11 protein-coding genes are annotated in these 10,489 nt (G+C 55.5%); 4 read left to right on the top strand and 7 right to left on the bottom strand.

Going from position 1 to position 10,489, the window contains the following annotated elements; translation table 11 throughout:
* On the bottom strand, positions 1-190 hold a 190-nt coding region (locus AC01ZF_RS17020), incomplete at its 3' end, for a hypothetical protein (RefSeq protein ID WP_476575533.1).
* A gap of 80 nt (positions 191-270) precedes the next feature.
* Positions 271-714 (bottom strand): acyl-CoA thioesterase, encoded by a 444-nt coding sequence (locus AC01ZF_RS17015; RefSeq protein ID WP_424677140.1) that lies wholly within the window; start codon positions 712-714, stop codon positions 271-273.
* Positions 715-849: 135 nt separating this feature from the next.
* On the opposite strand from AC01ZF_RS17015, the gene AC01ZF_RS17010 reads away from it, so the two are divergent.
* A complete protein-coding gene (locus AC01ZF_RS17010) occupies positions 850-1,221 on the top strand; it encodes a response regulator (protein ID WP_424677139.1) in 372 nt (123 codons plus the stop codon).
* On the opposite strand, the gene AC01ZF_RS17005 is transcribed toward AC01ZF_RS17010, so the two are convergent.
* Both AC01ZF_RS17005 and prfB read right to left on the bottom strand, forming a co-directional pair.
* On the bottom strand, positions 1,199-1,711 hold the full coding sequence (locus AC01ZF_RS17005) for an HIT family protein (protein WP_428113428.1): 513 nt from the start codon (positions 1,709-1,711) through the stop codon (positions 1,199-1,201). The two genes, AC01ZF_RS17010 and AC01ZF_RS17005, sit on opposite strands and share 23 nt — an antisense overlap.
* Positions 1,711-2,815, bottom strand: a protein-coding gene (gene prfB / locus AC01ZF_RS17000) for a peptide chain release factor 2 (protein ID WP_424677138.1) whose coding sequence is annotated in 2 segments (ribosomal slippage) — positions 1,711-2,745 and positions 2,747-2,815 — 1,104 coding nt in all. Because the reading frame shifts where the segments join, the coding sequence is not laid out codon by codon here. Before prfB ends, AC01ZF_RS17005 begins: the two co-directional genes overlap by 1 nt.
* Positions 2,816-2,928: 113 nt before the next feature.
* Here prfB and AC01ZF_RS16995 point away from each other — a divergent pair.
* Complete coding sequence (locus AC01ZF_RS16995) at positions 2,929-4,059, top strand: L,D-transpeptidase (protein ID WP_428113430.1); 1,131 nt, start codon at positions 2,929-2,931, stop codon at positions 4,057-4,059.
* 19 nt (positions 4,060-4,078) lie between these two features.
* Here the strand turns inward: AC01ZF_RS16995 and AC01ZF_RS16990 are convergent, their stop codons facing one another.
* The gene (locus tag AC01ZF_RS16990) at positions 4,079-5,224 is read right to left on the bottom strand and encodes a peptidoglycan DD-metalloendopeptidase family protein (RefSeq protein WP_428113432.1); all 1,146 of its coding nucleotides are present in this window, start codon (positions 5,222-5,224) and stop codon (positions 4,079-4,081) included.
* 1,165 nt (positions 5,225-6,389) lie between these two features.
* On the opposite strand from AC01ZF_RS16990, the gene AC01ZF_RS16985 reads away from it, so the two are divergent.
* Both AC01ZF_RS16985 and AC01ZF_RS16980 read left to right on the top strand, forming a co-directional pair.
* Positions 6,390-7,037, top strand: coding sequence for a zinc ribbon domain-containing protein (locus AC01ZF_RS16985; RefSeq protein WP_476575532.1), 648 nt, complete (start codon positions 6,390-6,392; stop codon positions 7,035-7,037).
* On the top strand, positions 7,010-7,873 hold the full coding sequence (locus tag AC01ZF_RS16980) for an arsenate-mycothiol transferase ArsC (RefSeq protein WP_424677531.1): 864 nt from the start codon (positions 7,010-7,012) through the stop codon (positions 7,871-7,873). Before AC01ZF_RS16985 ends, AC01ZF_RS16980 begins: the two co-directional genes overlap by 28 nt.
* Positions 7,874-7,956: 83 nt before the next feature.
* On the opposite strand, the gene chrA is transcribed toward AC01ZF_RS16980, so the two are convergent.
* Positions 7,957-9,132, bottom strand: a complete 1,176-nt coding sequence (chrA, locus tag AC01ZF_RS16975; protein ID WP_424677532.1) for a chromate efflux transporter — start codon at positions 9,130-9,132, stop codon at positions 7,957-7,959.
* Between the two features lie 16 nt (positions 9,133-9,148).
* A complete protein-coding gene (locus AC01ZF_RS16970; RefSeq protein WP_424677533.1) occupies positions 9,149-9,970 on the bottom strand; it encodes an endonuclease III domain-containing protein in 822 nt (273 codons plus the stop codon).
* Positions 9,971-10,489 lie beyond the last annotated feature (519 nt).

The following is a 10,489-nucleotide window of genomic DNA, read 5'->3' as shown; positions in this document are numbered from 1 at the left end:
TCCCGTTGAGATCGATCCATCGCGGCGCGCTGCCGTGTAGATAACACAAACCCAGTAAAGCCGCACGGTAGTGCGGCTTCCCGTTGAGATCGATCCATCGCGGCGCGCTGCCGTGTAGATAACACAAACCCAGTAAAGCCGCACGGTAGTGCGGCGCTCCCAACAGCCCCCACCGGTACGGCTCGCGCATACACACGCAACGAAGCAGAGGGTGCAAAGCGCCTCCCGTAGTGGGGCACACCGCCATGCACCCTCCTCGGCAGGATACCCCTATGACTCATGCAACTCACCTTGTAACTCGATCACCCGCGCCCGGAACTCATTACTCACCGGCACACTCCGTCCGGCGGCATAATCGTAAGCTACCAACACCGACTGTGCTGTCGCAATCAGCGCGCCATCGCCGAGGCGAGCAATCGCATACTCCATGGTAAAACTCTTACTGCCGATCCGACCCACCCGCACACCGACCAGCAGTTCATCACCGAAATGGGCCGGCGCTTTGTAGCGGATCGTCTGCTCGGCCAAAATAATACCTAACCGATCGAGCGAACCACCAACTAATTGCTGATAATAGGCGATCCGCGCCGACTCACAGTAGGTTGCGTAGACGGCATTGTTCACATGGCCGAGCGCATCGAGATCACGAAACCGCACCTCGATTGGGTAATGAAACGGATATTCGGCCAGTACTGCCGGCACCGGACGACTCATGACAATCGCTCCTCACTTTCACACTAAGATTACCACGTATCTTGTCACTCTCTGGTATAATGGCGCTCAACGCTACACCGACGTGTTCACTCGACTTCCAAGTACCCAACTACAGCAGGATATACAGGAACGCATATGACAGCAAGCAAAGGCACCATTTTTATCATTGACGATGACCTCAACCTCCAAAGCATCTTGGCGATTGCCTTGCGCAACGCCGGCTACGACGTCATCCTTGCTCGTGACGGTATAGAAGGCCTCCGCCTGCTCAACCAATGCTCACCGAGTTTGGTGTTGAGCGATATTATGATGCCCAATATGGATGGAGTCGAGACGTTTCAACGTATTAAAGAGCGTCTTCAAGACGACGGTATCCCGATCATCCTGATGACTGCCCTTAGCCGCAAACCGTGGTTTGCCGACCTTGAAGCCGAAGGTGCAGTCATCCTTCAAAAACCGTTCGAGGTTCAGCATCTCATCGACATTATTGATCGGACGCTGAGCTGAGAGCGGCAAAGTGTGGTCGTAACCGGTCATACGTCTCGTTCAACGCCTCAGGGATCAACTTGGTATCGCCAATTACCGGCATAAAATTAGTATCACCACTCCAACGCGGCACGATATGCATATGCAAGTGATCGGCGATCCCGGCCCCAGCAACCCGACCAAGGTTCATCCCAAGGTTGAACCCATGCGGGGCGTATTCGGTCTGAATGATCGCGACACTCTGCTGAGTGAGCAAAAAGAGTTCGTGCGCCGTTGTACTATCAAGTATAGTAAGATCGGCGACGTGCCTATACGGCACAACCATCAGATGCGCGGTGTTGTAGGGGTAGAGGTTCATCACCACAAAACACTGCTGCCCTCGATAGAGCACTAATCGCTCGGCATCATCACGACCATCGGCAGCGGCCATCGCACAAAAGACACACCCATCATCAGCAGTATCACCCTGTTTGATATAGCGCATGCGCCACGGCGTATACTTGATCTCCATCATGACTCCCGTACATTTGCACGTAAGAACGCTTCAATAAACGGATCGATCTCACCATCGAGGACGGCCTGCACATTGCTCGTTTCGTAATCGGTGCGATGATCTTTAACGAGCGTTGACGGGTGCAGATAGTAGGTACGCATCTGGTTACCAAACGCTGCCTCACGATATTCACCGCGCAAACGAGCACGCTCTTCAGCCTGCCGCTGCAATTCGCGTTCGAGGAGACGCGCCCGCAAAACCCGCAACGCCGTTTCGCGGTTCTGAATCTGCGAACGCTCATTTTGGCAGGTTACCACAATGCCCGTCGGTAAGTGGGTGATCCGTACTGCCGAGTCAGTGGTATTGACGCCTTGCCCCCCATGACCGCCACTCCGAAAGACATCAATACGCAGGTCTTCCGGCTTAATCTCAACCTCTGGTGCGTCATCCACTTCGGGCATGACCTCGACACGGGCAAAGCTAGTTTGGCGCGTATGAGCAGCGTTGAACGGTGATAGCCGGATCAGTCGGTGAACTCCGGCTTCGGCCCGGGCATAACCGTAGGCGTATGGCCCACGGATTTCGATAGTCGCACTTTTGATCCCGGCCTCTTCACCTTCACTCAGATCGATCAAGTTCACCGTATACCCACGCCGTTCTGCCCAGCGTGTGTACATCCGCAGCAGCATCGCTGCCCAATCTTGGGCATCGGTGCCGCCCATGCCGGCTTGGATCGATAAGAACGCATCACGGTCATCATAAGGACCGCTGAGCAAGATCTCAAGCTCGCGCTGTACTACCTCACGCTGCACTGCGCGCAACTCAGCGGCAAGATCGGCTGCCAGCGAGTCGTCACCCTCTTGCTCGGCCAACTCGATCAGCTCGGCCAAACCGGTCATCCGGTGGTCGAGATCATTCCAGAGCGCCACCTCTTCTTTCAGCCGTGTCAGCCGCTGCATCAACTCTTGGGCGACGCGCGGTGTATTCCACAACTCAGGATCAGAAGCCCGGACTTCAAGTTGTTCAATCTCGGCCTGTTTCGCTGCTAAGTCAAAGATGCCCTCGCAAGTTAGCAAAGCGCTCGCGGATGGTTTCCAATTCTTCATGCAATTCAGCTAACATAGCCTCTCCTTGATAGCGCTTCTATTTAGTATCACTCTTCCTATGGTACCACAGCTCAGCCACTCGTATAATACAGGGGAAGCAGCCGTAGATCGCAGAGAAACGGAGTACATATGCGACTGATCGGGATGGTTTTGGGGATAGTGCTGGCGCTGATCGGCACACCGCTCTCTGCACAGAGCAATGCCCTCTACTTTGTGGCTACCGGCCAGCGACTTGACGATACGTATGGCTTTTTGAGCGCGTGGCGTGAGGGCGATGGAGCATTAACGCTTGGTCAGCCGATCAGCCAACCGTTCCGTGACGGTGATCTGATCGTACAGTACTTCGAGCGCGGTCGGCTTGAGCTGCATCCGGCGTACAACAACGCTATCCTCCGTGGACGAGTAGGTGCCGAGTATGCCGCAGCGTTAGGTCGTTCGTTTCCGCTCCCGTCGCACGCTGTGCGTGAAGCACCCGAACGGCGCTATTTCACCGAGACCGGCTATACCATAGGGCCACCGTTTCTTGCCTTTTGGGAAGCGCATGGTGGGATCGCAGTCTTTGGCTTGCCGATCAGCGAACCGTGCTGGGAATACATCGGTGGTACGTTACAGCAGGTACAGTACTTTGAACGCGCACGGCTCGAAGTCGATCCCCGTTCGGCCTCCCCGACCAAGACGGTGCAGGTTGGTGATATAGGCCGCGATCTCGCCCGTCTACGTGGGATCGATTTGCGTCCGGTTGCAGCCGAAAACGCGGTACCGGTCGACGCCAACGGTCACGTACAGGAACTACCACCACCCACCGTCACTCCACCACCGCTGCCAAAAGCACCTACCCCCCGACCGGCTCAACCGACCGCACAACCCGCTCAGCCGGTAGCACACTCAGGCGACAAGCTCATCATCGTCGATCTAAGTGATCAGTGGCTCTATGCCCTTGAAAATGGTCGCATCATCTTCGACGCACCGGTTTCAACCGGACGCGATGGCTTTAATACACCGGTTGGCGCCTTTAGTATCTACGCCAAAGTGCGCGAACAGACGATGCGTGGCTGTCTCGGCGGCGAGTGCTGGCTGGTGCCAAAAGTACCCCATGCGATGTACATTGTCGGTGGAGTAGCCCTGCACGGCACCTACTGGCACAATCAGTTCGGCACCGGTGTACGCCGGAGCCACGGCTGTATCAATCTTCCCCTCGTGTCCGCAGCGTGGCTCTACAATTGGGCGCCGGTCGGAACACCGGTGATCGTGCGACAGTGAGCGACCAACAGGCGTGAAGCTAGGGGTGTTGCGTCACCACAACGGTTTGCACCGTCTGCCACGCGCCTACGTTACCCGCATTGTCAATCGGCTTTACCCGTAAAACATACGTGCCGGGAGCCAACGGCGGTATGAGCACCCTTGGCTCAACCTCAAACCATTCACTCTCGCCGTCAGGATCGGGGCCAAGGTATAGGCGATAACCGGTTACTCCAGAGAGCGGATCGATGGCAGCAGGCCATGTCAGGATTGCCGATTGGTTGGCCGGAATGGTCGAGCTACTCAGCGTGATATGCAATACCGGTGGTGAAACATCATACCCTACCGGCCCATAGCGCGCTAACGTCTGGCGACCATCAGGCCCCCACGCACGCACATAAAGCGTATGCCAACCCTCCCCCATATCAGATAGGCGAGCATAGCCATCGTAAGCGCCGGGGAACATCGGCCCATCGGCAGGCGGCTCGCTATCCCACGCTTGACTCAGCCCGCCGCCCCCCCACGTCACGCTAAAATCGATCTGGTGATCAACGTTGTACCATCCTGCCGGTAACGCCACACTGCTAAACGTTACTTGCGGATCTTGGAGCGACATCGCAGTCAAGATTGTACCACCATGCTGATTACAACCACCGATTTCCGGCAGGTCATAGCCTTCAGCAAACCGTAGCGGTACCGATTGTCGCCCACTCCACCCGTTTGCTCCGGCGGTATAGGCAGTGAAGTGGAGATGTGGAATACCGGGCGAACCGCGATCCCCGGCATAGCCAAGCACGTCGCCTACCGCAAAAGCGTAGCCGCGTTCGGTCGTCACCGGACGACTAAGATGGGTATACATTGTAAAGAAGTTATCCCCGTGGAAAAGGATTATCGTTCCGCTCCGCGCTTCCCAGTGCCAGAGCGTACCGGCAGCAGCAGCCCGGATTGGAGCGTTATAGGTTGGCCCATTGACTTGGGCTAAATCGAGCGAATAGCGATCCCAGCCATTGTGGGTACCACAAGCATAGCCTTGAATAATCCGCCAAGGTTCGCCGGGAGGAGTGGGAAGAACGAGGGTGGGCGCAGCGGCGACCGGCCACGGTCGAGTGACGAACGTCAGCATCACGGCGATCAACCAGCCTAATGCTCTTAGAGCGTATTGCCGGCGCGTCGAATGCAGCGACATATCGATTGTTTCTCCTCCGGACGTTGCCCAGACGAGGGCAAACGTCATTCAACACGGAATCACGTCGTCACACCGTAGTGCAACGATGAGACAGGACGATCATGGTCCTGCCGCGGAGTGCTGTGTCATATACAGCAAGGTATATGACATATGTTGCCTATATCATCTTCGATACGGCACGGTGGCAAGATACCATAATCCGCTAAAACAATCAAATGAAGCACTCGAACCGTGCAATATGGGCAGAGGAAAGCTTGACTTTGGCATTTGTCAAGGTGTGTGATCGGGTATAATTGTTCCCATGGAAAACATGACGAGTATAGGCAAAGCGGTGAAGCTGTTGGGGAGTGCGATCAAACCCTTGCAGCAGTGGTAGCGAGAAAGGCGGTTGATTCCAACAGCAAGCACCGGTAGTAGTCGCCGCCTGTGCAACGAATCGCGGATCCGCGCATTCATCGGCTCGCGCACGTCGGTAACTGCACCGACATCAGTATTGTCGCGCTTCTAGTCCGGCAAAAAAGTCATTTAACGGAGAACACTCGCCGAGTTCGTTGTTGTCAGGAATCTTGCGAACGTTGAGTTCGTGAAGATACTGGTGGTGAGCAGCACGTCACCCAGGACGATAGCAATGACTCCGGGTCTTATGAACGTTGAGTTCATCGAAAACATTGGTGGTAGCTTGAACTTTAAGCGCAAACGCTTACTTGAACGCATGGATGCTATTGGCTGACGCAAGAGCAAAATTCTGATCCTTCCTACCGCGACCGGCTTGTAAGGTTCGATTTTGAGTAGCTCAAGCAGTTCGCCCAGATCAACAGATGCGAAAATCGTGGTTTTTAATCAGGAGAGCTGCTTGCCTGAGCAGGAGATGGTATAAGACCTGATAACCATCGCCGTGTGCTTTGCGTCACAGCCGGGGTGAGAAACTACCGAAAAACGTTGCAGGATACACCTCATGCAACAGATGGATAAAATTAGCACAGGTAGAACGTTGGATTGGTCACAAACGACCCATGGCGTCATGGGTATCGATGTAGGTATCAAGGCTGCGGCCACGTTTTCCAATGGTGCGTCCATCGAGGCGCCGAATCTGCTCAAAGCGGCGCACGTCGCTTCAAGATATAATTAGCAACATAGCCGCATCATCGAGGCAGCAAACGTGCGTATGGTTCTTGCGGTCGATGCGCCTGTACCAAAAGACAAGATACTGCCTCGCATGAATCCATACGAAGTCTGCGCTAACCTTGACAAGACTATCCGTAAGGATGACTACTACCGAAACGATGTCACCTATATGCTCATCACACGAGACCGCTGCGAAAACCAAGCGATGGTTGTAGAGCATGTATCCGTCGCGGGGATGACGGCCAACAAACCACTTGCTCACACGATTGGTAATGTAGGCGTTGGGTTACTCCACACGCAAATTGCAAGCAAGACAACACGCTCTGGTGGGCAGATGATGTGTGTTGAGGATCGGTATCCACGCACATACCTTTGTTCGAGCTGTCGCCGGAAAGATAACATGCTGATGGTGTGCGATTGGAAATGGCTGTATCCACACTGCGGCACAATTCATGATCGGGATCACAAGGTAGCGCACAACCGCAAACAGCCGGCAACAGCACCCCTCTTACCCGAGGCAAAGCTCACCGGTAACAGCAGCACTGTCTCTGAAAAGGTACAAACGGAAACGTTACACCCATCAGATGCGAACTACGTTCGGAACGAGAAGGAACCGTGTGCACTTCTGCACACGTTCTTGAGAGCAGTTGCGTACTCTATATGTCACACTTGGAACCAACCATCTTAATCGTTGGCGCCGCCGACACCGGGCGAGCACCGATTGCCGTTGCCCTCCTCCGCCGCTTGGCGCAGGAGCATGGCCATGCGTGGCAGATCGCTTCCGCCGGCGTCGTTGGTCACGACGACGAACCGTTGCAACCAATGGCGCGCGATGCACTAGCCGTGTTTGGCATGACCGACAACAACCACACTGCGCGCTCGCTCACTGAAGAACTGGTGAATGCAGCCGACATCCTGATCGCCGTCGATAGCGGAATTGCCCGATTCTTACGCAGTCGTTATCCACAGGCGAACGTTACCTCGCTCGGTGAACTGGCCGGCCGCGCGCGCGATATTCCCGATCCGGCAGGGATGCAGATCGGTGCGTGGCTCCACTACACCCGCGAAATGGAATCGTTGCTACGCGCCGGTTATGAGCGACTCGTCGCGCTGCTGCACGGTGAAGCAGCAGCTCCGGTTACTCCGGCCCCATCACCTTCAGAACCGCTCGTCCAACCAGAAGTACCTGCGCCGCCTCCTCCCTCCAAACGACAAGCGATTTGCGAACGCGCTCTACGCTTGCTCGATGCTATTCAAGCAATGCCGGATGTCATTGACTGGCCGGCAGCTCGTGGTCGTCTCCAGATGACCCTGACCGAGCTGACGACCCATATCGCTGATACGACCGATCTTACTACTCTGTACGTCGAAGCGCTCAACCTCTGGCTCGCACGTCAAGCTGGTGTTCCATCCGGTGAACAGCTCAGGCAATTGCGAACTGCCATCGAGCGTGGACAACGCCCAATCGGTCAAGCTGAAGTGATAGAGGTGATGCGGTGGGGAGCAGGATTATCGGCGGAGTAGGATTGCCCATCCACTACGATGAACCGTTGCGCTGCGGAATGGCTCACATCATCCGCATAGCTTTAGTCAGCGCTACCTTCGGTTTACCATACGATGGCACCGATAGCAGCGCACGCGACTACTACGACCAACGATGGTAGTCGCCACACGTGCAATGCCGCGAAGGCGCCGAGCACCAGTGCGACATCGGTCGGACCACGAATCGCGCTGGTGATGACCGGTTGATACAGTGCTGCCAACAAAATCCCAACGACTACTGCATTCACCCCGGCCAACACTGATTGGGCGACTGGCTGTACACGCAAGGCAGCCCAAAACGGTAAGGCGGCCCAGATGAGCAAAAACGAGGGTGCGAAGATTGCTATCAGTGCCAACATCCCACCCAGCCAACCACCTGGCGAAACCGCTGCTACCACACCCAGATAGGCACTGAAACTGAACAAAGGCCCCGGCAGTGCTTGGGCTACACCATACCCAGCGATAAATGTTTCAGCACTCATCAAACCGGTTCCAACCACGACCGGGGCAAGAAGGGGTAACACAACGTGCCCACCGCCAAAGACGAGTGAACCGGTACGCACCATCCCGGCAAGAAAACGTAGTGTTTCGTTGTCACTCAGCGGTGCCAGCAGTCCTGCACCGACGAGTAAAACGACAAACATCGCGACAAAAGCAAAACCGGTACGTGGACTAATCGGTGAGGCAACCACAACACCGCTTGGCACCGGTAGACGCAACAGCCGCCAACCAACTAATCCACCTAACCCGATCACCACGAGTTGCACCAATGCATCAGACCAGATCAGCAATACTAGCGCGGCGAGTATTGCCATACTCACCCGCAAGCGATCTGGGCAAAGCCGTTGGCCCATCTGCCACACCGCCTGAGCAACGACTCCCACCACTACCAGCTTCAGCCCGTGCAACCAACCACTCGCCGGATCGCCAATCACGCTCACACCATACGCAAACCCGATCATCAGCAGAGCAGATGGTAACGTAAAACCGAGCCACGCTGCTAGCCCACCAAGCAACCCGGCACGTATCGTCCCGATCGCAATACCTACCTGGCTACTGGCTGGACCGGGTAAAAATTGGGACAGCGCGATCAGGTCGGCAAAGGTCGCCTCATCAAGCCAACGCCGTCGTTCGACGAACTCACTCCGAAAATAACCAAGATGGGCTACCGGCCCACCGAAGGAGGTCAGCCCTAAGCGCAAAAATACCAGAAAGACGGTGAGGGGAGAAGATGGATGCATGACATTGTGACTATGACTATCGCTGCTTCAACGACTCGGTGCCGATTCGGCTCGCATACCAGCTACATATCTCACGCAGCGGACAACCATCATTCCGGTCGAGAAAACTGTTGCGACCGGGTTGACGCGAATAGATCCGTCGTGAAGGTGGACCATCACAGCGTGGCTTTACCAGACAGTAGCGCACAGCCAGCTCGTTCAACTGGGCATGGAGATCGGCCAACAGCATCGGATCGACAGGTAATGCAGTGGCAATGGTCTGTTGAACCTGCACGTAGCCGGCCCGTTCCCAAACCAACCTTTCGGGCACCAGTCGGGCAAAAATTCGCCGGGTATAGGCATCAACAACAAAACGCGGATGCCCACCGGCATAGAGCATAATCACATCTGCCGTCTCCGGCCCAATCCGCGGCAATTGCAAGAGTTCGGTGTACAGCCTCGGTGCAGGAAGGCGTAACAGAGTCGCCAGATCGCCGTAACGCTCGCGAACAATGCGGGCTAAGGTGATCAAGCCATTTGCCTTCTGCTGATAAAAGGCACATGGATAGATCAGCCGTGCCAACTCACCGGCATCGGCATGCGCCAATGCAACGAGATCGATCAGACCGTTCACATGCAATCGTGCTATCGCATCCTCAACCGTTTCCCAGCGTGTCTGTTGTACCAGCACCGCACCGATGACCATCTCAAGCTGCGGTTCGGTACTGATAATCGGCCACCACGGATGCGCGGCAGGCGGACCATACAGCGGACCGAAATGATCCACCAATCTTCGGTAGACCTCGTTGACCAGCCACGACCAAGGTTGGGAGAGAAGGTTGGATTGCGATAGGTTCATAGCAATCGTCTACGATATTTTACGATACAAGTTTAACCACGATATCTCCACTCTATTCTCTCACCATACCCGATCTCAGTATGACACCAAATGCTTCCCAATGATGACCACGTTGCAGTCGCGGTCGTGGTGACATACACCCCGAACAATCCCACATGCGCCCCATCAACGACAAATCATCGCACACAGGCCACACCCGGTACGAGTCTTACCGGACGGAAATCACCGGATGCCAGTTGCCGTCGCAAGAAATCTTAACATCAACATCACTGTCCTTCCGAGCGCCGCGAGCAATCTTCACACCACCCCCGCTGTCATTTCGAGCGCCGCGAGCAATCTTCACACCACCCCCTCTGTCATTTCGAGCGCAGCGAGCAATCTTCACACCACCCCCGCTGTCCTTCCGAGCGCCGCTCAGGGTGACAGCCGGCAGCCACTTCCTAAACCCAAACCACTGTCCTTCCGAGCGCAGCGAGCAATCTTCACACCACCTCCGCTTAGACAGTCAGTACCGAGCCG

It is taken from the genome of Chloroflexus sp., assembly GCF_056331925.1.
Note: the sequence above shows the minus strand (reverse complement) of the source record. Positions and strands in the feature narration are given on the sequence as shown.